Source organism: Mangrovimonas yunxiaonensis (genome assembly GCF_000733475.1).
GTDB classification, from domain to species: domain Bacteria; phylum Bacteroidota; class Bacteroidia; order Flavobacteriales; family Flavobacteriaceae; genus Mangrovimonas; species Mangrovimonas yunxiaonensis.
Genome location: NZ_JPFK01000002.1, coordinates 13,527 through 36,670 on the forward strand (window position 1 = coordinate 13,527; position 23,144 = coordinate 36,670).

Sequence of the window (23,144 nt, forward strand, 5' to 3'; positions counted from 1 at the left end):
CGTCTGCAAGTTTAATTTATTTTTACGTCATTAAAAAACCCCGAAACTTCCGGGGTTTTTCTTATAGCGTTTTAGCATTTTTGACTTTAGTATTGGTCAAGGCTATGTTTACCACCTCACTCATATCGGAAACGTAATGAAACTCCAGTCCTTTTAAATATTCGGGGTTAATTTCATTGATGTCTCTTTTATTTTCATCACACAGAATAATTTCTTTAATCCGCGCCCGTTTTGCCGCTAGGATTTTTTCTTTTATCCCGCCTACCGGAAGCACTTTGCCGCGCAGGGTTATTTCGCCTGTCATGGCTAAATTTTTCTTTACCTTTCTTTGGGTAAATAGCGATACCAACGAGGTTAGCATGGTAATCCCGGCACTAGGGCCATCTTTTGGTGTGGCGCCTTCTGGAACGTGTATGTGAACGTTGTAATTATCGAACACCTCTGGATTAATTCCAAAGGTTTTGGCATTCGATTTTATATATTCCATGGCTATGGTTGCCGACTCCTTCATTACCTTACCTAAGTTTCCGGTAATGCTTAAGGTGCCTTTTCCTTTAGAAAGAATAGACTCTATAAATAGAATATCGCCACCAACTCTTGTCCATGCCAATCCGGTAACCACCCCGGCCACGTTATTGTTTTCGTATTTGTCACGCTCTAATTTAGGGGCACCAAGCACGTCAACCACATCTGTATTGGTTACTTTTATGTTATAGGTTTCTTCCATGGCAATATTTTTTGCCGCAAAACGTACCATCTTGGCAATTTGTTTGTCTAGACCACGAACTCCAGACTCGCGTGTATAGCCTTCTACTATTTTTTCTAGTTGGGGTTTTCCTATTTTTAGGTCTTTGGTAGTTAAACCGTGTTCTTCCAACTGTTTTGGCAACAAATGCCTTTTGGCAATCTCTACTTTCTCTTCTATGGTATACCCCGTAACATTTATAATTTCCATTCTGTCTCGCAGGGCAGGTTGTATGGTAGACAAACTGTTACAGGTTGCAATAAACATAACCTTAGAAAGGTCGTAGCCCATTTCCAGGAAGTTATCGTGGAAATCGCTGTTCTGTTCGGGATCCAACACCTCCAGCATGGCCGATGAGGGATCGCCTTGATGGGAATTAGACAGCTTATCGATTTCATCTAACACAAACACCGGGTTTGAGGTTCCTGCTTTTTTAAGGCTTTGTATAATTCTACCTGGCATGGCGCCAATGTAGGTTTTTCTATGGCCACGTATTTCGGCTTCGTCCCGCAGGCCTCCTAACGACATGCGCACATACTCTCTCCCTAAGGCTTCTGCTATAGATTTCCCCAAGGAGGTTTTCCCCACCCCTGGAGGGCCGTACAAACACAGTATAGGCGATTTCATATCGTTACGCAGCTTAAGCACCGCCAAGTATTCTATAATACGGCGCTTAACATCGTCTAGCCCATAGTGATCCCGATCTAGGATTCTCTTGGCACGCTTTAAGTCGAATTTATCCTTGCTAAACTCATTCCAAGGCAACTCCAGAAAAAGATCGAGGTAATTACGCTGTATGGAGTATTCTGCTACTTGCGGATTCATGCGTTGCATTTTGGCAATTTCCTTTTCAAAATGCTTCGCTACTTTTTCGTCCCATTTTTTACTTTTGGCACGTTGTCGCATCTCTTCCAGCTCTTGGTCGTAGCTTACACCGCCCAATTCTTCCTGAATGGTTTTCATTTGCTGGTGCAAAAAGTACTCGCGCTGTTGCTGGTTCATGTCGTTTTGAACCTTAAGCTGTATGTCGTTTCTTAGCTCTAGCTTCTGAAACTCTAAATTCATGTACTTTAAGGTCTCTAAAGATCGATCTTTTAAGTGATTAATCTCTAGCAGCTTTTGTTTGTCCTTCACATCCAAATTCATGTTTGAAGACACAAAATTTACCAAGAACGAATTGCTTTGAATGTTTTTTATGGCAAACGATGCTTCGGTAGGAATGTTTGGACTATCTTTTATAATTTGAAGCGCCAGTTCTTTTATAGAATCTATTATAGCAGCAAACTCTTTATTTTTTGGTGTTGGCTTTTCTTCTGGCACATCGCTAATGCTCGCTGTCATGTAAGGCTCTTCGGTTAGAACCTCGTTAATTTTAAAACGTTTTTTTCCTTGTATAATAACGGTTACGTTGCCATCGGGCATTTTTAGCACACGTAAAATACGGGCCACTGTACCAGTGTTATATACATCGCTCGCCGTGGGGTTTTCTACTGCTTCGTCCTTTTGGGCGACCACGCCAATAACCTTACCACCGGCATTGGCATCATTTATAAGTTTTATAGACTTATCTCTTCCTGCTGTAATGGGAATAACCACCCCTGGAAACAAAACTGTATTCCTTAAAGATAGTATGGGCAAGGTTGCCGGCAAATCCTCCTTATTAATTTCCTCTTCGTCTTCTGGAGTCATTAAAGGAATTAATTCTGCATTCTCATCAAAATCCTGTAGTGACAAACTGTCAAGGCTTAGTAAACTTGTTTTCTTCATAATCTTATTTGAGCCATTCTGTCATAACCCTATGGCCGCGACAGAAATCCGTCTTTTATTAAACGTTAATATATTATTAGGCTTCAAGCTCTTAAGCTTAAGATAGCCTATCTTAACCTCTTTCTTAGGACAATTAACATGCCATGACGTAAATTTATACCACAAAACTGTAACATTTTCGTTTTTACATTATCTATAAAGCAAACCATACGTTTTAATTGACACTAACCAACCAAAATATCGAGCAGCTTATTTTGCTTTGTAAAACGGGCAACCAACTTGCGCAATTGGAAGTCTATAATAGGTACCACAAAGCCATGTACAACATAAGCTATAGAATTGTGAAAGACCAGTTTGCTGCCGAAGACATTATGCAGGACGCATTGCTTTCGGCATTTACAAAACTAGATTCACTAAACGATATAACCACCTTTGGTGCTTGGTTAAAACGTATTGTGATTAACAAGAGTATTTATCATTTTAACCAAAATAGTAAATACCAAAACGTTGCTTTTGAGGATGTTGCTTTTAAAGTAGAAGCCGAACACCATAACGGGGTTTCACAAGAAGATTTCACACATTTAAAAGCTAAGGAAGTCTTGAAAACTATGGGCCTATTAAAGGACAGCTACAGGATTTCCCTAACCTTACATCTTATTGAAGGTTACGATTACGAAGAAATATGCGATATCATGAACCTGTCTTACAGCAACTGTAGGACAACTATTTCTAGAGCAAAAGCGAGTTTGCGCGACAAACTAAAACATTTGGTCTATAATTAAATTACAACGCTATGAGCAATGACTTAGAACACTTATTTAACCGATTGGAAGGAGATTTTGACTTGGCTTCGCCCAAGGCTGGCCACGAAAAGAGGTTTATGGAAAAACTGCAAAACGCCTCTGAGCAAAAGAAACAAAACGGACGTTTTAAATGGTTGCCGTTTGTTGGTATAGCCGCGACCATAGCCCTGCTGTTTTCTATTGCAGTCTTAAACACCAATCGCCAAGATCAAACCGGTCTTGCCAGTGTATCGCCAGAAATGGCCAAGGCCGAAAGTTTTTTTATATCGACCATTGCCGCCGAGCTTAAAAAGTTGAACCAAGCCGAGAATACCAATACCAAGCTTATTGTAAAGGACGCCTTGGTTCAACTAAAAAAACTGGAAAACGATTACGATCTTTTAATGCTGGACCTCTCGAAAAGCGGTAACGACCAAAGAGTAATCTATGCCATGATCTCGAATTTTCAGAGTAGAATAGACATTTTGCAAAACACCCTTAAACAAATCGAACTCATCAATCAATTAAAAAACAAACATTATGAAACCAATAAAACCCTTTAAAATAGCCTGTATTTTCTTGCTTATTATGCCGTTTATCGCGTTTTCAGCAGAAAAGTACAAACACGATAAAACAAAAACCATTAAACGCAGCTTTAATGTAAACCCAAATGCCGAATTACGTATTGATAACAGCTACGGCAACCTTAACATTACAACATGGAACGAAAACCGCATTGCCATTGAAGTTACCATAACCACCAGCGGGAATAACGAAGATAAAGTCACCGAAAAATTAGATGCCATTACTGTGGCCTTCGAAAACACCTCTAATTTGGTTTCGGCAAAAACCATTTTTAACAAAAAAACGTCCAGCAGTTGGTGGAACTGGGGCAAAAAAACCAATGTTAACATGCAAATTAACTACCTTGTAAAAATGCCCGTAACCAATTCGGTTAACTTAAAGAACGATTATGGCAATATCGACCTAGATAAACTGCAAGGTCGGGCTGTAATAAACTGCGACTACGGTAAAATTACTACCAAGGAGCTCATGGCCAATAACAACAGCCTTAATTTTGACTATACCAAAGGCTGCTATTTCGACTACATTAACGATGGTAGTATTAATGCCGATTATAGCGATTTCACCATTTCTAAAGCTGAAAACATTACCATTAATGCCGATTATACAAATGCTACTGTAGACGTGGCCGAAAAAGTGGTTTACAACAACGATTACGGTACTGTTAAAATTGGCCAAGTCAATAATGTTGAAGGCGATGGCGATTACTTAACCCTTGTTATTGGCGACCTTTATAAACATGCAGATATCGATGCCGATTATGGTTCGATTAACATTAAAAACATTGCTCAAGGTGCCAACAACATTACTATAGACACCGATTACACAGGCATTAAAATAGGCTACGATACCAATTGGAATTTTAATTTTGATTTTGACCTCTCTTATGCAGACCTGCGTAGCGATGACGCCCTACAGTTTTCCTTGAAAGACAAAGATGGCAGCGATAAGACCTATAAAGGGCATTACGGTAACAGCAACTCTTCTAACAACATTACAATAGATGCCGATTATGGCAACTTGACCATAAAAAGAAACTAAACAAAAAAGCCGCTCAAAATTAGAGCGGCTTTTTTTATATCATTAAAAACTGTTTAATACGCTAGGTCTACTTCGCCTTGAGAAAGGTTTAAGTCTGCTCCGTTTGACACACCGGTTACTATACCACCAAAGGTTCCTGTAATTTGGCCACCAGAACTCACGGTTATGGTGCTCGTAAAATCGTCGAAGCCATCGGTATTTGGTGCATAATCACTTCCGTTTAAAGTAAGTATAAAATTCTGCATAACATCAACACCTATTTCGTTTTCGGTCACTTCAAAATAAATGTGATAATTTGCGCCTTGCTCTGTATTCGACCCCGTTACTGTAATTAGCCCATTAGATAAGGTTGCGCTTCTGGTTATAAAATCGATAGGCAGGGTTCCTGCTGTTACCTTTAAAACACCTGTAGATTGCTCTTGACTACAGTCTAAACCATCTATTGTCGCTTGAATGGTACCATTAGGATCGCCACAAGCAGTTATTTTACTTTCTAAAGCGTTAATGTAGGCATTACATAAAGTAGTATCTCCCGAATTTGCATTATAGGCAGCGGCGGCGGCGTTTGCTTCTGTAGTTGCTTCATCGCATGCTGTTACACCGGGATTGTTATCTTGTGTTCTTTGCCATACAGTTGTTGAAACAATTTCAATAACAACATCAAGTCCTTCTACATTTTCAACGGTTTCTTGGTTTTGCGAGATCGTTAAGGTGTTCCCATTATTAGTAATTAGAAACGTTGCCGTTTGCGGACCTGCTATTTCTGAAGTCTCTACACCGCCAATCTCTAGGTTAAAAAATGCGTCATTGGTTGATAGAGTATTGCCTTCAACAGTATATTCGCCATTACCGTTTACATTTTGAAACGATTCGACAAAAGGTCCCGACTGCACCCCATTCATATAAGCTGTCGCGGTCATAACATAATCGCCTGAAGTTGTAAATGTGGTTTCGTCAAAAATTACCGTATAATCAAGCTCGCTACCAACTACAATAGATTCAGAATTAATGACCATGCCATTAAAACTGCTTGTCGTGTATGTTGTAGCATCAAAAGAAACGGCAAACCACTCGCCAAGTAATAAATTGCTATTAGAACTCGTACCAAACTCCCCGTCTAACGGTTCATTATCGCAAGACATTATGGTTAAAATTGGTAGTACAAAAAGAAGTAATAATTTAATATTTTTCATGATAGATTTAAGTTTACATCTACAAACATAACAATTTTTTAATCAATTTATTTTGGTTTTTAATACCTTAAACAGCAAAATTATTCCTATTAAAAAGAAAATAAACAGAAAAACTATAGCATTGCGCATGCTTCCTGTTACCTGGTCGATGGTACCATAAATTACCATGCCAATAACAATGCCTACTTTTTCAGACACATCGAAAAAACTAAAATACGAGGTTGTGTCTTTGGTTTCTGGTAAAAATTTAGAATAAGTAGACCTTGAAAGCGATTGTATACCACCCATAACCAGCCCCACAAAAGATGCCGTAACATAAAACTCTATGGGTTGTGTTACAAAATAAGCGGCAAAACAAAGCACCATCCAAATAAAGTTAATTGCAATTAGTGTTTTTATGTTCCCAAATTTTTCTGAAGCTCTGGAGGTTAGCACCGCACCGAGAATTGCTACTATTTGAATGACAAGAATACTAACAATTAAGCCCATGGTTTTTTGCTGGTCTGTACCCCAGGCTATTTCCTGCTCCCCAAAATAGGTTGCCACCAACATAATGGTCTGTACAGCCATGCTATAAACAAAAAAGGCATATAGGTAACGCTTTAAAACAAGGTTTTGTTTAAGTGCTTGCCAGACCAAATTAAGCTCTTTAAAGCCATTCATTAACACATCTTTGGTGACTTTATGCCCATTGGAAACCCCTTTAGGTAGCACATAAAAAGTATATTGGCTAAAAAGCATCCACCACAACCCAACGGTAATAAAGGAATACCGCATGGCTTTCACCGCGGTCTCTTCGGGAGTGCCAGTAATGCCAAACCATTCGGGTTTCATAACCATCGTTAAATTAATTACCAACAACAGCACACTACCTATATACCCCATAGAAAACCCTTTGGCACTTACGCGGTCTTGTTGTTTGGGATAAGCAATATCTGGCAAATACGAATTATAAAACACCAAGCTCCCCCAATAGCCCATCAATCCAAAAAAGTAAAACATTAAGCTTAAATGAATGTAGTCTAGGCTAAACCAATTTAAACCTATGCACCCAATACCACCTAGGTAGCAAAAAAACTTCATAAATGCTTTTTTATTGCCAATATAGTCGGCCACCCCCGAAAGGATTGGAGAAGTTAAAGCCACAACAAAAAAAGTAAAGGCAGTAACAAACGAGATTAAAGCTGTGTTTTTAATCTCTAACCCAAAGGCTTGTACTCTATCGCCATCGATAAAATTTAAGGTGCCGTAAAAAATAGGGAAAATGGTCGAGGCTATGGTAAGGGTATAAACAGAATTGGCCCAATCGTAAAAAGCCCATGCGTTAAGAAGTTTTTCACTTCCTTTTTTAAATTTTGCCATAAAAAAAAGCTGCTCGTTTATGGTTTTGAACAGCTCCTAAAGTAAGTATTTATTTTTTATTACAGCTTAAAAATCTGAAGTAGCTCTAAACGAACTAACCCCAAACTTTTTGGCTTCTGCCTTAGCCTTTGACGCTAAGGTTTTTAAGTCGGCAATCCTAGAATCGCTAGACGGGTGAGTGCTTAACATTTCGGGAGGGGCTTGCCCGCCACTATTGGCTTTCATGCGCTCCCAAAGCTTCCAGGATTCGTCTGGATCGTAGCCTGCAATAGCCATTAAATACACCCCTATCCTATCGGCTTCGGTTTCATGAGCCCTACTAAATGGCAACATGCCGCCAACGGTAGTTCCTACCCCATAAGCTTGATTGTACAGCTCTAGATTTTCATCATTTTGCAAAGCCACATTAAGACCAATGGCTCCAATTTGTTGCAACATGCCTGCACTCATACGTTGCTGCCCATGGTTTGCTAAAGCATGCGCCACCTCGTGCCCCATAATAGCGGCAACACCGGTTTCATTTTTGGCAATAGGCAATATGCCTGTATAAAAAACAATTTTTCCGCCTGGCATGCACCAAGCATTTACCGTTTTATCGTCTATTAAATTGTACTCCCATTGGTAATCTTTTAAATACCCTTGGTGCCCATTGGCATTAAGCCAACGTTCCGATGCTATGGCTATACGCTCGCCTACGCGTTTAATCATTTCAGACTGGGTCGTACCGGTTACCACCTTACTTTCCGACAAGACTTGGTTGTACTGCTGAAAAGACGTAGGAAACAATTGATCGTTTGATACAAGTGCCATGGTTTGTTTTCCCGTAAACGGATTGGTCGCACAAGATAAAAACAGTCCTGTTGCAAAAAGCGCTGTTATTTTTCGTTTTAAAGTCATGAACTAGTGTTTTGTTTTAAAAATTAAAAATACAAAAATCGTTTTTAAAAAAAGTAGCGTTTCAAAGAAGAAATAACATTTTATTAAAAACCAGCTTTAACGGTTAAAATCTGTTATTTTAGCCAAACCTTCTCGACCAACTCTAAAAAGAACGCACTATGAAACGTTTATTATTAACATGGGTGGTGACTATAACAGTCTCGTTATTTAGCTGCCAAGGTCAAAATAAAAAGCATATGGATTCAAACAAAAAAACAACCTACAAGGTAACCAAAACAAATGAAGAATGGCGTCAGGTTTTAACCGATGAAGCATACCACGTTTTAAGGGAAAAAGGCACCGAACGACCACATACAGGCAAGTACAACCTTCATTTTGATAAAGGTTCTTATAACTGTGCCGCCTGTGGCGCTAAATTGTTTGAAAGCGATACAAAGTTTCAGTCCGATTGCGGCTGGCCAAGTTTTGACAATGCCATAAAAGGTACCATAGAATATAAAGAAGACCGCACTTTTGGCATGGTAAGAACAGAAATTTTATGCAACAATTGTGGCAGCCACCTAGGCCACGTTTTTAACGATGGGCCAACCCAAACAGGGCTGCGCTACTGTGTTAATTCCGTTAGCTTGAACTTTAATTCGAAACCCGAAAAAAACAAGGAATAGTTACCAACTTAAGACCGTCCTTTACAAAACATGGAAAACAACATTTTACCCAGCGTTATTAAACAGTTTTTATATTATAAAACTGCTGCCGACAAAACATTTGAACAACTGTCTTTTAACGATATGAACTGGCAGCCCAACGAAACCTCGAACAGCATTTCTATAATTGTAAAGCACATGGTAGGAAACATGTTTAGCAGGTGGACGCATTTTTTAACTGAAGACGGCGAGAAAGCTTGGAGAAATCGCGAGCAGGAATTTATAGCAACCTACACCAGCAGCGACCAGTTAGTTGCTGCTTGGGAAAGCGGATGGACCTGTTTGTTTGATGCCTTAAAGCCCCTAAACGACAGTGACCTGGAACGTACTGTTTATATTAGAAATGAAAAACATACTGTTTCTGAAGCCATTTTTAGGCAATTAGGGCATTACGCTTACCATATTGGTCAAATAACGTATATAGGAAAAGTGCGTAAGGAAGACCAGTGGCGCTCTCTATCCATCCCCAAAGGACAATCGGAACAATATAACCAGGAAAAATTCAGCAAAAATAAAGACTAGCCTAATGGTTGCCTTGTTTGGTATTGTGACGTTTTTTAAAAGGCCGTATAATTAAACGTGCCTCACGATCAAAACGAATGTAGTTATACACCCAGTTAACAAAAACCACCGCCCTATTTCTAAATCCAATTAAAAAAAACAGGTGTACAAACATCCATACAAACCAGGCAAACACCCCTTGAAATTTCCATCGTTTTAAATCTACTACCGCTTTGTTTCTTCCCACAGTAGCCATGGCGCCTTTATCTTTGTACTTAAATGGGTGCATAGGTTTGCCCGCTAACATACGGACTAAGTTTTTTCCTAGTTGCTCCCCTTGTTGAATGGCCGGCTGTGCCATCATGGGATAACCTTTTGGCTGCTGTGCCGTTACCATATGAGCAATATCGCCAATGGCAAATACATTATCTAGGCCTTTTACTGCATTAAACTCATCTACAACAACACGGTTGCCTTTGGTAACAAACGATGCTGCATCCAAGCCTTTTATTGTAGCGCCCTTAACACCCGCAGTCCAAATAAGTGTTGCCGTCTCGAAAGTTACATCTGTATTGGTGGTGGCAAGGCTGCCATCGTAATGGGTTACCCTAAGGTTTTTCCATACATTTACGCCCAAACTTTCTAAAAACGCTTCTGCTTTAATAGAGGCTTTTTCGCTCATGTCCTTTAATATGCTATCGCCAGACTGCACCAAATTAATCTGCGCTCTTCTGGTGTCTAGGTCTGGATAATCTTTGGGCAAGATTCCTTTTTTTATCTCGGCAAGTGCTCCAGCCAGCTCTACCCCCGTGGGTCCTGCACCAACAATAACAAAATTCATTAACTTATCACGCTCTTGCAAATCGGAAGTTAACAGCGCATCTTCAAAATTTTCAAGAATTAAACTGCGTAGGTCCAACGACTGCGGAATGGTTTTCATAACCATGCTGTTTTCTGCTATGGTGGTATTGCCGTAAAAATTGGTTTCAGAACCCGAAGCAACTACCAAATAGTTGTAGCTTAGGTCACCTATATTGGTTATTACCTTATTGTTGGCAACATCAATAGCTTCTACATGGGCCAACCGAAACAAAATATTGGGGAAGTTTTTAAGGATTTTCCGCAAAGGGTAAGCTATAGAATCTGGTTCTAACCCACCCGTAGACACTTGATACAAGAGCGGTTGAAAAGTATGGTAGTTATGCTTATCCAGAAGGACCACCTGGACTTCTTGTTTAGACAATTGTTTTGCTAAGGCTATGCCTGCAAATCCGCCACCAACAATAACCACGCGCGGACAGCTTAATCGGGGTATATTCATAAACGTAAGCTTTCCCTACAAAGGTATTATTTTTTTGTCAGCTAAATTCATATTTCGATTTAGGTTTCGTAAATTCGTAGCTTCAAAAATTAGACAAAATAAATTCTCATGAGTAAATACGATATTATTGTTCTAGGAAGTGGCCCAGGAGGCTACGTAACTGCCATTAGAGCATCTCAATTAGGTTTTAAAACCGCTATTGTAGAAAAAGAAAGCCTTGGCGGGGTTTGTTTAAATTGGGGGTGTATTCCTACCAAAGCCCTATTGAAATCTGCTCAAGTATTTGAATACCTTAAACATGCTGAAGATTACGGATTATCTGTAAAAGAAGCCGATAAAGACTTTACTGCAGTTGTAAAACGCAGCCGAGGTGTGGCCGAAGGCATGAGCAAGGGGGTTCAATTTTTAATGAAAAAGAACAAAATAGACGTTATTGAAGGTTTTGGAAAGCTAAAGCCTGGCAAAAAAGTAGAAGTTGACGGCAAAGAGTATAGTGCCGACCACATTATTGTTGCTACTGGAGCGCGCTCACGTGAATTGCCTAGCTTACCACAAGACGGCAAAAAAGTGATAGGCTATCGCGAAGCCATGACCTTAAAAGAGCAACCTAAGAAAATGATTGTTGTAGGCTCTGGCGCCATTGGGGTAGAATTTGCCTACTTCTATAAGGCTATGGGTACCGAAGTAACCATAGTCGAGTTTATGCCAAATGTTGTTCCTGTTGAAGACGAAGAAGTTTCTAAACAACTAGAACGCAGCTTTAAGAAAAGTGGCATAAAAATTATGACCTCTGCCGAAGTAACCAAGGTAGACACCTCTGGATCTGGGGTTAAAGCAACCGTTAAAACCAAAAAAGGCGAAGAAGTTCTTGAAGCCGATGTGGTGCTTTCGGCTGTTGGTATTAAAACCAACATCGAGAACATCGGACTAGAAGACGTTGGTATTGTAGTAGACCGCGACAAAATTTTAGTTAATGACTACTACCAAACCAACATTCCTGGCTACTATGCTATTGGAGATGTTACACCAGGGCAAGCTTTGGCCCACGTAGCTTCTGCCGAAGGTATTTTATGTGTTGAAAAAATTGCCGGCATGCATGTTGAAGCCCTAGACTATGGTAACATTCCTGGCTGCACCTATGCGTCTCCAGAAATTGCTAGCGTTGGTTTAACCGAAAAACAAGCCAAAGAACAAGGTTACGATATTAAAGTTGGTAAATTCCCGTTCTCAGCCTCTGGTAAAGCCAGTGCTGCTGGAACAAAAGATGGCTTTGTAAAAGTGATTTTCGATGCCAAATACGGCGAATGGCTAGGGTGCCACATGATTGGTGCCGGTGTTACCGACATGATTGCCGAAGCTGTTTTAGGTAGAAAATTAGAAACTACAGGACACGAGGTATTAAAAGCCGTACACCCGCACCCAACAATGAGTGAAGCGGTAATGGAAGCCGTTGCCGATGCTTACGACGAGGTCATCCACCTATAGAATATAATGTATTTTACATATACCACTAAAAAAGGTTCCATTTCGATGGAACCTTTTTTTATATGGATTTCCGAAGAAATTACAAAAAACTTTGAATGGCCAACTCGTAACTCTGCAGCCCAAAACCAACAATTACGCCTTTAGCATTTGGCGACACATAGGATTGGTGCCTAAAATCTTCCCGGCTAAACGTATTGGAAATATGCACCTCTACAACCGGCGTTTCTATAGCAGCTACGGCATCGCCTATACCAACCGATGTATGGGTATAAGCGGCAGCATTTAGCACAATACCATCATAAGCTCCAAAACCGGCTTCCTGCAATGCATTAATAAGCTCGCCTTCTACATTGGACTGGTAATGTGTTATACCTATGTTGGGATACTTATCTTTAAGCGTTTCTAAAAACTCTGTAAAAGACAAACTACCGTAAATGCCTGGCTCGCGTTTGCCAAGCAAATTTAAATTGGGCCCGTTTATAATCATGATGTTCTTCATACCGTAAAAGTATAAAAAAAGACTGAAGTAACCCCTTTGCCCCAGTTAACAACAAAAAAAAGAGCAGATATTTAACCTGCTCTTTTTAGTTTGTTTTATATGGTAAAGTCGTTAAAAACTAAACATGGCTCCTACACTTAAAATGCCAAAATTCCAATTAACACTTCTGCTATAGTAACCATAACTATTGTAGTATACATCATCGTAACTAGACCTTACCCCTCTGTATGAGGCGTTCAACTGAATTTTTTCGTTAATGTTATAGCCAAACATGGGACGGTAGTAAACTCCGCCATCATTACCATCGTTAATGCCCACGGCATACCCTAAATCCAGTCCTACCGTAAACATCTCGTTAATATAAAAGCGCCCGGCACCTGCTATGGGTACAAATTGCACATCGTCATAATCGAGGTCTACCCCATAATACGTTCTGGTTTCTCCAAAAGAATGCGAAAACCCTAATGCTGGCCCAGCACTAAATTTTTCGCCAATAGCAAATTGATACGTTGCATCGACCCCTAAAGAAAACGTCGCAAAATCGCTGCCATCGGCCATGGGCAATCCAATAAACGCTCCTACACTAAACCCTTCTTGTGCCCTTACGCCGTAAACAGCAGTTAATACAACAACCCATGCTAATAAAATGTTTTTCATAATCTGTTAAATTTTAATTGTTAAAATAGTTTAGGGTGTTTTTAACCCCTTTGTGAGTTTATGAACGTAAAGACAAAAGGTTAACAAAAAGCGACATTTTATTTAAAAAAAAGGCCAAAACAAATGTTTTGGCCTGCTAATTTATATGCGATAAAATGTTTAAAAGCTAAACATAGCGCCTACACTTAAAATTCCGAAATTCCAATCAACGCTCCTGCTATAGTACCCATAACCATCGTAGTATACATTATCGTAACTAGACCTTACACCTCTATATGAGGCGTTCAACTGGATTTTTTCGTTAATGTTGTAACCAAACATGGGGCGGTAGTAAACCCCACCGTCATTGCCGTCGTTAATACCCACGGCATACCCTAAGTCCAGCCCTACCGTAAACATCTCGTTAATGTAAAAACGCCCGGCACCTGCTATGGGTACAAATTGAGTATCATCATAATCAAAACCGTAATAGGTGTCGCCAAAAGAATGTGAAAATCCTAATGATGGCCCTACACTAAATTTATCGGCTATAGCAAATTGATAGGTGGCATCGAATCCTAAAGAAAAGGTTGCAAAATCGCCTCCATCTGCTACAGGCACACCAATAAACGGCCCTACACTAAACCCTTCCTGGGCTTTAACGCCAAAGGCCATGGCTAAAACAACAACTAAAGTGACATAAATTTTTCTCATAATTAATATCTAATTAAGTGGTTAATATGGAAGTAATTTAGTGAAATTTTTAGACTTCGCCATATCTGGGTTAAAATAACCCAAGCCATAGCACAAAAAAGCCGAAGCAAATGCTTCGGCTTTTTAAAAAGTTTTATTCTAGAATAATGTCTTAGAACATGAATCCTACAGAAAGTTGGATTACACCATTTTTAATTTCTCCATTAGAGTTATCAAAATCGCTAATATCCATTAAACCTAAGCTATAACGAGCATCAAAGTTTAAACCGTTATCCATTTTGTAACCCAAACCAAGGTTAAAGGCAAAATCTATAGACTTTAAGGAATCTTTAATATCCACTTCACCTGAATCAGATTGGTCAAAACCTCCTCCAGTGATAGTTTCTTCCCAGTCGCTTTTTGCTGATACTAAAATACCTACTTGTGGTCCTGCAGAAACATTAAAACCATTTACGATGTAATATTTAAAAGAAAAAGGAATATTTACATAATCCAATTTTAATTTTTCCTCGTATTTAGCAGTTACACCACCAAAGCTCTCAGACTCTTCGTATTTTGTACCTTGAGCAGAATACAACAATTCAGCTTGTACTCCCATTTTTTCGTTAAATTTGAACTCAGCAGCACCACCAACATGAAATCCTATTTTCATATCGTTGTTTTCTATGTCACCAGTTAAAGTTGCAAAGTTAACACCAGCTTTTGGTCCAAAGCTAAATTCTTGTGCCATAGCACCAGTAAATCCAAATACTGCAATTGCAGCAGTTAAAATTAATTTTTTCATAATTGTTTAAGTTTTATAAATTGGTGCTGCAAACTAAATACATTTTTTTTAATTATGAACAATCAAATTACAAATTTATGGCGTGCAAGACTTTAAAAGATTGAAAACCAACTTAATAACAGCTCAAAAACTATTAAATAGCATCAAAATACTGAATACCAAACACTTAACATCCTTATTATAAATTTCACAACGTAATGACCTGGGAGCAAGCCATAAACGATTATAAACTGTATTTAAAGATAGAACGCGGGCTATCTAACAATTCTATTGTTAATTACAGCTTAGATGTTAAAAAACTAACCAAGCACTTAAACGACAACAACATTACAACATCGCCCATACAGATTGAAGCAGAAACCATACAGGATTTTATTTATCAATCGGCTAAATTGGTTAATGCACGATCGCAATCACGCTTAATTTCTGGGTTACGAGGGTTTTTTAATTACCTTATTTTTGAAGGCTACCGGAGCACCAACCCTCTGGAACTTATAGAGTCGCCAAAAATAGGCCGAAAACTTCCTAATACGCTTTCAGAGCAGGAGATAAACCAGTTAATATCGGCCATAGATTTAAGTAAACCCGAGGGTGAGCGCAACCGTGCAATCTTAGAAACCTTATATAGTTGTGGCTTACGTGTAAGCGAGCTTACCCATTTAAAGCTATCGGATTTGTTTTTTGATGAAGGCTTTATAAAGGTTACGGGAAAGGGTAATAAACAGCGGTTTGTACCCATTGTTCCATCTACAAAAAAGTACATTACCATATATATTAAGGCTATTAGGAGCCACTTAAACATACAACCGGGTTGTGAAGACGTTTTATTTTTAAACCGGCGAGGCCAACAGCTTAGCCGCGCCATGATTTTTACCATTGTAAAACGCTTGGCCGAAAAAATTGGGCTACATAAAAGCATCTCGCCCCACACCTTTCGGCACTCCTTTGCCACCCATTTACTAGAAAATGGAGCCGATTTACGTGCCATACAGCAAATGTTAGGTCATGAAAGCATTACCACAACCGAAATATACATGCACATAGAAAAAAGCCATTTAAAGGACGCTATAGAGCGTTTTCATCCAAGGAAGTAACCAAAAAGACCTAGTATTTACTTTTAAATTTCTATCGCGTAAAACAATGCGGAACCTCATAATTTTAATTCCACAACAAAGACCTTTTACCTACCCTGAGTGGCCGTAGGTAAATCTGAAATCACTAAATACTTATATTTTATGGACACTAGAGAGCCGCCTACTAAAGATTTCCAAAGCACACCTTCCACTCTAGCCCATAAAAAAAGCCTGTATTGCTACAGGCTTAATTTAAAGATATGTTTTGTTTTTGAAACTACTTTGCAATATTAACGGCACGAGTTTCTCTAATTACAGTAATTTTTACTTGCCCAGGGTAGGTCATATCGGTTTGTATTTTTTGGGAAATATTAAACGATAATTCCGAGGCTTTTTGGTCATCTACCTTGTCGCTTTCTACAATAACCCTAAGCTCACGTCCGGCTTGAATGGCATAGGCTTTCTTTACACCATTAAACCCAAAAGCGATGTCTTCTAGATCCTTTAAACGCTGTATGTAGCTATCTAATACTTGACGTCTGGCTCCTGGTCTGGCACCGGAAATGGCATCGCAAACCTGTACGATAGGCGCCAACAACGATTTCATTTCAATCTCGTCGTGGTGTGCACCAATGGCGTTGCACACATCGGTTTTTTCGCCGTACTTTTCGGCCCATTGCATTCCTAGTATAGCATGTGGCGTTTCCATATCGGTCTCGGCATCTGGCACTTTTCCTATATCGTGTAACAATCCGGCACGTTTAGCCAACTTAGAATTTAAACCTAGTTCGGCAGCCATAACACCACATAACTTAGCCACCTCACGCGAGTGTTGCAATAAGTTTTGCCCGTAAGACGAGCGGTATTTCATACGGCCAACGGTTTTTACCAATTCTGGATGCAGGTTGTGTATGCCTAAATCTATAATGGTACGTTTACCAACTTCTATAATTTCTTGCTCAATTTGCTTTTTGGTCTTCTTAACAACCTCTTCAATCCTGGCTGGGTGAATTCTGCCATCGGTTACCAACTTGTGTAGCGAAAGTCTCGCAATTTCACGTCGCACAGAATCGAAACACGATAAAATGATTGCTTCTGGGGTGTCATCAACAATAATTTCTACTCCTGTAGCGGCTTCTAACGCCCGTATGTTTCGTCCTTCACGACCAATAATACGGCCTTTAACATCGTCCGATTCAATATTAAAAACAGACACACAGTTATCTATGGCCTCTTCAGTACCTACACGCTGAATGGTGTTTACAATAACCTTTTTGGCTTCTTGCTGGGCCGTTAGTTTGGCTTCTTCTATGGTTGTTTGTATGTACGCCATGGCATCGTTCTTGGCTTCGCCCTTAAGCGATTCTACCAATTGCGCTTTGGCTTCTTCAGCAGAAAGGCTAGAAATAACTTCTAATTGCTCGACTTGGCTTTTGTGAAGCCTATCGATCTCTTCTTGCTTTTTATCAAGAATTTCCAGTCTGTGGTTGTAGTCTTTAACTTTATCTTCCAGCCCTTGGTTTAGCTTTTTGTTTTTAGACAATTCGCTAGAAACCTGCGATTCCTTATCGCGGGTGCGTTTTTCGGCATCGGCCATTTTCTTGTCGCGCGACATGATTACTTTTTCATGCTCGGACTTAAGCTCTATAAACTTTTCCTTGGCTTGAAGTATTTTATCTTTTTTTAAGGCCTCGCCTTCCGATTTGGCTTCTTTAATAATTGTGGCCGCAGATTTTTCGGCATCTTTTACAAGTTTTGAGGCATTTTTCTTTTCGATGGTTTTTGCGATTAAAAATCCGATGATTAATCCTAGCAAAATACCACCTACAGTTAGTATAATTGGGTCCATTGTTAGTGTTTGGTTTTATATATAAAAAAAGCCTACATCAGTTTTATTATTGTATAAACCCCTTAAAAACAAGTTTAGGGCTAACAAGCTGGTCAAGGATCTATTCGAGGATAGCGTGCTTTTACAACTTAAACTCACCCTTTTTAAAGAATTTGTGTTGAGTTTACCAAAAAAATAACTAATGTAGGCAGTAACCTTTATTTTATTTTAAAGAACGTTAAGAGTCTAAATGCTCCAGCAACATATGGTTTAAAGCTTCTAGCTTATCTTGCACCTGTTTGTTGGTCTGGTCTTTATCTATTGTTGTTTGTTCCACTTGAGAGGCAAACTGTAAGGCACACATGGCCAAAACGTCTTGCTTATCTCTAACGGAATAACTTTGCTCAAATTGCTTAATCGTGGTTTCAATTTTCTTGGCCGCTTTTCTTAGGCCCTCTTCCTGACTAGGCAAAATGGTTAACGGGTACACCCGGTTAGCAATGGATATTTTAATTTTTAAATGCTCTGACATCGCCTTTCTTAAAAACCATTTTATCTATTCGGAAAGTTCTGAAATACAGTAGTCAATCTCCCGAATTAATGTGTTTATTTTGAGCTTAGTTTCTCTTTTGTTATTGTCACTACCAAGCATGGTATTTGCCATCTTTAAAGCTTCGAACTTGTCTTCCCAAGCCGTACTTATTTGTGTTTGGGCTTGAAGCTTTTCATGTGCCAATTGCAACGCTTGTTCAAGCTGTTCATTGGTTTGTTGTAATGCGTCCATTTTTAAAAGTGTTTCTTCAATACTTTTTTCTAGACGTTCAACAAGTTGTTCAATCCCACTCATTGGCTATACGCATACTTATCATACAAAGTTAAGACTCCTGACCTAAAATCACAATTGTTTTTGAATAAAATTTGTGTTTTAACGTTGTGTTTCTATTAATAAACGGTATGTTTCTTATTTTATTTTCTATTGTAAATACATATCTAATTAATATTTTAGCCTTTTGTTTTAATTATTTTAATCCTTCGATAAAACGTATTATGCTTAAAAAATTTGCCCTTATCTTTTTTTTACCCGCCTTAATTTTTTCGCAAACTAAAGACGTATACCCTAAGGACTATTTTGTACATCCCTTAGATATTACCCTTGTTCTCTCGGGTACTTTTGCCGAGCTGCGCTCCAATCACTTTCATTCTGGATTAGACATTAAAACCCAACAACGCGAAGGGTTAAAAATATATGCCTCGGCCAGTGGCTATGTTAGCCGCATAAAAGTACAGCACTTTGGTTACGGCAAAGCACTTTACATTACACACCCTAACGGTTATACAACGGTTTATGCCCACTTGCAAAGGTTTAGTCCTAAAATAGAGGCCTATATAAAAAGCAAACAGTACGAAGATGAAACTTTCGAAATTGAACGCTTCCCAAACAACGACGAGCTTATCGTAGAACAGGGCGAAGTTATCGCATATAGTGGCAATACCGGAGGGTCTGGAGGCCCACACCTCCATTTTGAAATTCGCGATAATATGGAGCGCCCCATAAACCCATTGCTTTTTGGCATGGATGTAAAAGACACCACCAAACCCGTAATAAAAAGCCTAATGGTCTACCCCATTAGCGACGATGCCCATGCCAACAAATCCAACGAAGTGCAAAAACTACGACTACGGGCACTGGGAAATGGCGATTATACAACAGAAAAAATACAAGCCTACGGAAAAATAGGCTTTGCCATAGAGACTAACGACCGACAAGATCTTGCCTACAACAACAATGGCGTTTACAACATCCAAACATTTTTTAACGGCAACAAGAAAATAGACATCGGGTTTAAACGCTTCTCCTTCGACGAGACAAAGCATATTAATTGCTTGATTGATTACGGTTACTACAAAACCCACAAAGATCGTTTACAGAAATTATTTATCGAAAAGAACAATCCCTTAAGCCTGTATACCGAAGTAGACGACAATGGCTATTTATTTATTGAAGACAGTACGGCCTCGGTTTATAAAGTACGGGTAAAGGATTTTCATGATAACGATAGCTGGTTAACCATAAACATTGAAGGAAAAAAGGAAACCGACGTTAAACGAACACCAAAAAAAGAAACCTTTTACTACATACAAGCCGATAAAGACAACGAACTGTTGCATAAAAACATTACCGTCCATTTTAATAAAGATACCTTTTACGACAATTTTTACATGGACTTTTCGGTAAGTAACGATACGGTAAGCCTTCATAAAGACATTATCCCCACTAAAAAGTACTTTACCATTACATACGATACTTCAGCTTTTAAAAAAGAAGACTTAAAACACCTGTACATTGCGCGTTTGGTGGGCTATAACGACTACCCCCTTTACTCCAAAACCCACAAAACAGAAAACAGCATTTACACAACCACCAAAACCTTAGGAAAATATGCCTTGGTAACAGATAAAACCCCGCCTACCATTGCACCCATAAACTTTTCAGATGGTAAGTGGTTAAGCAAATACCGCTATCTTAAATTAAAAATAGACGATAAAGGCTCTGGAATATCAAACTACAGGGCTACCGTAAATGGCCAATGGATTTTAATGGAGTACGATTATAAAACAGACACCTTAGTCCACGACTTTAAAGACGGCAACATCACCGAAACCAAAAATAATTTAAAGGTAATTGTAACCGATAATGTAGGAAATAGTTCTACATTTGAAGCTACATTCTATAGAAAATAAAACAGACTTGAAGGCCTATTTCAAAATCCAACTCATCTGCCTTGTACTCCTACCGCTATGGGGTGCCGCACAAACAGGAACGCTTAAAGGTATTATCCTAGACGAAAACAACGCTCCCATTGGCGATGTTAACATTACAGCCCAAAAAACAGGAACCACAACCAACCAAAACGGGTTTTTCCTTCTAAAAATCCCGGCAAACCAAGAGGTTACGGTAAGTTTTACGCATCTTGCCTTTAAAACCATTCAGGCAACATTTACGCTTAAAAACGGCGAGTCTATGGAGTTTAACCCTGTTATGAGCAGCAATGTCGAACAAATTTCTACCGTGGTCATCTCTAGCGAAAAACGCAAAGCAATAGAAGGCATTATTACCCTAGAGCCTAAAACCATACGAAAAATACCAGGCGCCAATGCAGGGGTCGAAAACCTGTTAAAAACCCTTCCCGGTGTTAGCGGAAATAACGAATTGAGCACCCAATATGCTGTTCGTGGTGGAAACTACGACGAAAACCTCGTTTATGTTAATGGCTTTGAAGTGTACAGACCCTTTTTAATTCGGTCTGGACAACAAGAAGGCCTAAGTTTTGTAAATACCGATTTGGTAAGAAATGTCGACTTTTCTGCCGGTGGGTTTCAAGCAAAATACGGCGACAAACTATCGTCTGTCCTAGACATTACCTACCGTCAACCCTACGATTTTGGCGTAAGCCTAGATGCCAGCTTGTTGGGCGGAAGCCTTGCCGTTGAAGGCGCCAGTAAAGATTCGAAATTTACCGGAATTGTAGGCGTTCGGTATAGAGACAATAGCCTATTGGTCGATGCCAAGCAAACAGAAACCAACTACGACCCCACTTTTTTTGATGTGCAATCGTACTTAACCTATAAGTTTAGCGATAAATTTCAGTTGGACTTTTTAGGCAATGCCTCACTAAACAAATACGACTACCAACCCAAAACCAGACAGACCAATTTTGGTACCTTGGACAATCCTTTAGCGCTTTTAGTTTATTACCAAGGGCAAGAAAAAGACCAATACCAAACCCTGTTTGGCGCTTTAAAAGGAACCTATACCGTTAACGACAACCTAACTTTGCAACTTATTGGGTCGACCTACCACACCACCGAAGAAGAATACTTCGACATCTTGGCACAATACCGCTTAGGGGAAGTTAACACCAACATTGGCGATGAAAACCTTGGCGAAGTAGAATTTAGCGAAGGCATAGGAAGCCAATTAAACCACGGACGAAACGATTTGGATGCCTTAATAACCAACCTTGAGCACAAAGGCAGCTATCAATTAGAAGACAACCACTTTGAATGGTCTTTAAAATACACCCACGAAGATATTCGCGATCGGTTAATTGAATGGGAGGTTATCGATTCGGCAGGGTTTTCCATAGCGCCACCAAGTAGCGATGCTTTTAACGACCAACCCTACACCCCGTACGAAGGCCCTTTAGCAGCCTTTCAAAATGTACGCGCTAAAAACCAAACCCAAATAGACCGGATACAAGCGTATTTACAATGGAGCAGACGCCTTAATATTAAAAAAACCGAACTTTGGTTTAATGTTGGCGGCCGGGCACACCAATGGGCCGTAAGCGGTAACAACATCACATCTAAATCGCAAATTGCCTTAAGCCCCAGAGCCCAAATAGCGGTAAAACCCGATTGGAAAAAAGACATGCTCTTTAGGCTTGGTGGTGGTTTATATTACCAACCGCCTTTTTACCGCGAGCTTAGAGACGCTTCTGGGGAGGTAAATCCCGAAGTAAAAGCCCAAAAATCCTACCACGTGGTTCTTGGCAACGATTACAGTTTTAAAATGTGGGACAGACCTTTTAAATTAACCACCGAAGCCTATTACAAAAAAATAACCGATGTTAACCCCTATACCGTAGAGAATGTACGCATTCGTTACCGTGCTAAAAACAATGCCAAAGCCTATGCCTATGGTTTAGATTTAAGGCTTAACGGCGAATTTGTTCCAGGAACAGAATCGTGGGTTAGTTTTGGATACTTAAAAACCGAAGAAAATATAGAAAACCAAGGCTACATAGCACGACCAACCGACCAACGCTTAAAGTTTGCCGCTTTATTTCAAGACTATGTGCCTGTTATGCCTAAAATGAAAATGTACCTTAACCTGGTGTACAATACAGGCGTGCCCGGGGGCTCGCCAAGCTATGCCAATCCCTACGAGTACCAAAATAGACTACCAGATTACAAACGTGCCGATTTGGGGCTGCAATATGTTATTGTAGATTACAACGAGACCTTTAATCGCGGGTGGCGAAAACCTTTTAAATACCTATCGATTGGGTTTGAGATCTTTAATATTTTCGATGTGCAAAACTCCATTACTAACACTTGGGTAAGGGATGTTTATAGCAAACGGCAATACGCCATTCCCAATTACCTAACACCAAGAGTGTTTAATGTACGAACAACCATGAAGTTTTAAAAAAGAAACGCTTTT

The 23,144-nt window shown here is 39.5% G+C and carries 21 protein-coding genes and 1 other RNA gene; 9 read left to right on the forward strand and 13 right to left on the reverse strand.

Features of this window, described 5'->3' with window-relative positions:
* Positions 1–61: 61 nt before the first annotated feature.
* On the reverse strand, positions 62–2,512 hold the full coding sequence (gene lon / locus IA57_RS00075; protein WP_036117581.1) for an endopeptidase La: 2,451 nt from the start codon (positions 2,510–2,512) through the stop codon (positions 62–64).
* A gap of 218 nt (positions 2,513–2,730) precedes the next feature.
* On the opposite strand from lon, the gene IA57_RS00080 reads away from it, so the two are divergent.
* Genes IA57_RS00080 through IA57_RS00090 form a run of 3 tightly spaced genes read left to right on the forward strand, consistent with a single transcriptional unit; the run spans position 2,731 to position 4,920 of the window.
* The gene (locus IA57_RS00080; RefSeq protein WP_036117584.1) at positions 2,731–3,294 is read left to right on the forward strand and encodes an RNA polymerase sigma factor; all 564 of its coding nucleotides are present in this window, start codon (positions 2,731–2,733) and stop codon (positions 3,292–3,294) included.
* Positions 3,295–3,305: 11 nt separating this feature from the next.
* Positions 3,306–3,857, forward strand: a complete 552-nt coding sequence (locus tag IA57_RS00085; RefSeq protein WP_036117589.1) for a hypothetical protein — start codon at positions 3,306–3,308, stop codon at positions 3,855–3,857.
* On the forward strand, positions 3,835–4,920 hold the full coding sequence (locus IA57_RS00090) for a DUF4097 family beta strand repeat-containing protein (protein WP_036117592.1): 1,086 nt from the start codon (positions 3,835–3,837) through the stop codon (positions 4,918–4,920). The genes IA57_RS00085 and IA57_RS00090 overlap by 23 nt, the downstream gene beginning before the upstream one ends.
* A 53-nt stretch (positions 4,921–4,973) precedes the next feature.
* Here IA57_RS00090 and IA57_RS00095 read toward each other — a convergent pair whose 3' ends face one another.
* The 3 genes from IA57_RS00095 to IA57_RS00105 form a co-directional block, all read right to left on the reverse strand.
* Positions 4,974–6,113, reverse strand: coding sequence for a hypothetical protein (locus tag IA57_RS00095; protein WP_036117596.1), 1,140 nt, complete (start codon positions 6,111–6,113; stop codon positions 4,974–4,976).
* A 42-nt stretch (positions 6,114–6,155) separates the two neighbouring features.
* Positions 6,156–7,475 carry an MFS transporter gene (locus IA57_RS00100; RefSeq protein WP_036117601.1) on the reverse strand — a complete coding sequence of 440 codons (1,320 nt, stop codon included), beginning with the start codon at positions 7,473–7,475 and terminating at the stop codon, positions 6,156–6,158.
* A 66-nt stretch (positions 7,476–7,541) separates the two neighbouring features.
* Positions 7,542–8,372 (reverse strand): M48 family metallopeptidase, encoded by an 831-nt coding sequence (locus tag IA57_RS00105; protein ID WP_036117604.1) that lies wholly within the window; start codon positions 8,370–8,372, stop codon positions 7,542–7,544.
* Positions 8,373–8,608: 236 nt separating this feature from the next.
* Here IA57_RS00105 and msrB point away from each other — a divergent pair, with 236 nt between their 5' ends.
* A complete protein-coding gene (gene msrB, locus IA57_RS00110) occupies positions 8,609–9,037 on the forward strand; it encodes a peptide-methionine (R)-S-oxide reductase MsrB (RefSeq protein WP_036117607.1) in 429 nt (142 codons plus the stop codon).
* Between the two features lie 30 nt (positions 9,038–9,067).
* A complete protein-coding gene (locus IA57_RS00115) occupies positions 9,068–9,598 on the forward strand; it encodes a DUF1572 family protein (protein WP_036117610.1) in 531 nt (176 codons plus the stop codon).
* A 1-nt stretch (position 9,599) separates the two neighbouring features.
* On the opposite strand, the gene IA57_RS00120 is transcribed toward IA57_RS00115, so the two are convergent.
* Positions 9,600–10,898 carry an NAD(P)/FAD-dependent oxidoreductase gene (locus tag IA57_RS00120; RefSeq protein ID WP_036117613.1) on the reverse strand — a complete coding sequence of 433 codons (1,299 nt, stop codon included), beginning with the start codon at positions 10,896–10,898 and terminating at the stop codon, positions 9,600–9,602.
* A 108-nt stretch (positions 10,899–11,006) separates the two neighbouring features.
* Between IA57_RS00120 and lpdA the strand changes: the two genes are divergently transcribed.
* Positions 11,007–12,383 carry a dihydrolipoyl dehydrogenase gene (lpdA, locus tag IA57_RS00125; protein WP_036117615.1) on the forward strand — a complete coding sequence of 459 codons (1,377 nt, stop codon included), beginning with the start codon at positions 11,007–11,009 and terminating at the stop codon, positions 12,381–12,383.
* A 79-nt stretch (positions 12,384–12,462) separates the two neighbouring features.
* Here lpdA and aroQ read toward each other — a convergent pair whose 3' ends face one another.
* The 4 genes from aroQ to IA57_RS00145 form a co-directional block, all read right to left on the reverse strand.
* The gene (aroQ, locus tag IA57_RS00130) at positions 12,463–12,882 is read right to left on the reverse strand and encodes a type II 3-dehydroquinate dehydratase (protein WP_036117618.1); all 420 of its coding nucleotides are present in this window, start codon (positions 12,880–12,882) and stop codon (positions 12,463–12,465) included.
* Positions 12,883–12,993: 111 nt separating this feature from the next.
* Complete coding sequence (locus tag IA57_RS00135; protein WP_051880933.1) at positions 12,994–13,539, reverse strand: hypothetical protein; 546 nt, start codon at positions 13,537–13,539, stop codon at positions 12,994–12,996.
* 159 nt (positions 13,540–13,698) lie between these two features.
* Positions 13,699–14,232: a hypothetical protein gene (locus IA57_RS00140; RefSeq protein WP_051880934.1), complete on the reverse strand. Its 534-nt coding sequence runs from the start codon at positions 14,230–14,232 to the stop codon at positions 13,699–13,701.
* A gap of 151 nt (positions 14,233–14,383) precedes the next feature.
* Positions 14,384–15,016 (reverse strand): porin family protein, encoded by a 633-nt coding sequence (locus tag IA57_RS00145; protein ID WP_036117623.1) that lies wholly within the window; start codon positions 15,014–15,016, stop codon positions 14,384–14,386.
* A gap of 197 nt (positions 15,017–15,213) precedes the next feature.
* Between IA57_RS00145 and xerD the strand changes: the two genes are divergently transcribed.
* Positions 15,214–16,110, forward strand: a complete 897-nt coding sequence (gene xerD / locus IA57_RS00150; protein WP_036117626.1) for a site-specific tyrosine recombinase XerD — start codon at positions 15,214–15,216, stop codon at positions 16,108–16,110.
* 256 nt (positions 16,111–16,366) lie between these two features.
* Here the strand turns inward: xerD and rny are convergent, their stop codons facing one another.
* The 4 genes from rny to IA57_RS00165 form a co-directional block, all read right to left on the reverse strand.
* Positions 16,367–17,938: a ribonuclease Y gene (rny, locus tag IA57_RS00155; protein WP_036117629.1), complete on the reverse strand. Its 1,572-nt coding sequence runs from the start codon at positions 17,936–17,938 to the stop codon at positions 16,367–16,369.
* 55 nt (positions 17,939–17,993) lie between these two features.
* Positions 17,994–18,101: non-coding RNA, 6S RNA (ssrS, locus tag IA57_RS12425), on the reverse strand.
* Between the two features lie 54 nt (positions 18,102–18,155).
* Entirely contained in the window at positions 18,156–18,449 is a 294-nt protein-coding gene (locus tag IA57_RS00160; RefSeq protein ID WP_036117631.1) for a cell division protein ZapA, read from the reverse strand.
* Between the two features lie 24 nt (positions 18,450–18,473).
* On the reverse strand, positions 18,474–18,764 hold the full coding sequence (locus IA57_RS00165) for a hypothetical protein (RefSeq protein WP_036117633.1): 291 nt from the start codon (positions 18,762–18,764) through the stop codon (positions 18,474–18,476).
* Between the two features lie 200 nt (positions 18,765–18,964).
* Here IA57_RS00165 and IA57_RS00170 point away from each other — a divergent pair, with 200 nt between their 5' ends.
* On the forward strand, positions 18,965–20,659 hold the full coding sequence (locus IA57_RS00170) for a M23 family metallopeptidase (protein ID WP_036118657.1): 1,695 nt from the start codon (positions 18,965–18,967) through the stop codon (positions 20,657–20,659).
* A 7-nt stretch (positions 20,660–20,666) separates the two neighbouring features.
* Positions 20,667–23,129, forward strand: coding sequence for a TonB-dependent receptor (locus IA57_RS00175; RefSeq protein WP_051880945.1), 2,463 nt, complete (start codon positions 20,667–20,669; stop codon positions 23,127–23,129).
* Positions 23,130–23,144: the final 15 nt, after the last annotated feature.

Coding starts and splice junctions, on each gene's coding strand:
- lon (WP_036117581.1), bottom strand. CDS start 2,512: ATGAAGAAAACAAGTTTACTAAGCCTTGACAGTTTGTCACTACAGGAT.
- IA57_RS00085 (WP_036117589.1), top strand. CDS start 3,306: ATGAGCAATGACTTAGAACACTTATTTAACCGATTGGAAGGAGATTTT.
- IA57_RS00090 (WP_036117592.1), top strand. CDS start 3,835: ATGAAACCAATAAAACCCTTTAAAATAGCCTGTATTTTCTTGCTTATT.
- IA57_RS00095 (WP_036117596.1), bottom strand. CDS start 6,113: ATGAAAAATATTAAATTATTACTTCTTTTTGTACTACCAATTTTAACC.
- IA57_RS00100 (WP_036117601.1), bottom strand. CDS start 7,475: ATGGCAAAATTTAAAAAAGGAAGTGAAAAACTTCTTAACGCATGGGCT.
- IA57_RS00105 (WP_036117604.1), bottom strand. CDS start 8,372: ATGACTTTAAAACGAAAAATAACAGCGCTTTTTGCAACAGGACTGTTT.
- msrB (WP_036117607.1), top strand. CDS start 8,609: ATGGATTCAAACAAAAAAACAACCTACAAGGTAACCAAAACAAATGAA.
- IA57_RS00115 (WP_036117610.1), top strand. CDS start 9,068: ATGGAAAACAACATTTTACCCAGCGTTATTAAACAGTTTTTATATTAT.
- IA57_RS00120 (WP_036117613.1), bottom strand. CDS start 10,898: ATGAATATACCCCGATTAAGCTGTCCGCGCGTGGTTATTGTTGGTGGC.
- lpdA (WP_036117615.1), top strand. CDS start 11,007: ATGAGTAAATACGATATTATTGTTCTAGGAAGTGGCCCAGGAGGCTAC.
- aroQ (WP_036117618.1), bottom strand. CDS start 12,882: ATGAAGAACATCATGATTATAAACGGGCCCAATTTAAATTTGCTTGGC.
- IA57_RS00135 (WP_051880933.1), bottom strand. CDS start 13,539: ATGAAAAACATTTTATTAGCATGGGTTGTTGTATTAACTGCTGTTTAC.
- IA57_RS00140 (WP_051880934.1), bottom strand. CDS start 14,232: ATGAGAAAAATTTATGTCACTTTAGTTGTTGTTTTAGCCATGGCCTTT.
- IA57_RS00145 (WP_036117623.1), bottom strand. CDS start 15,016: ATGAAAAAATTAATTTTAACTGCTGCAATTGCAGTATTTGGATTTACT.
- xerD (WP_036117626.1), top strand. CDS start 15,214: ATGACCTGGGAGCAAGCCATAAACGATTATAAACTGTATTTAAAGATA.
- rny (WP_036117629.1), bottom strand. CDS start 17,938: ATGGACCCAATTATACTAACTGTAGGTGGTATTTTGCTAGGATTAATC.
- IA57_RS00160 (WP_036117631.1), bottom strand. CDS start 18,449: ATGTCAGAGCATTTAAAAATTAAAATATCCATTGCTAACCGGGTGTAC.
- IA57_RS00165 (WP_036117633.1), bottom strand. CDS start 18,764: ATGAGTGGGATTGAACAACTTGTTGAACGTCTAGAAAAAAGTATTGAA.
- IA57_RS00170 (WP_036118657.1), top strand. CDS start 18,965: ATGCTTAAAAAATTTGCCCTTATCTTTTTTTTACCCGCCTTAATTTTT.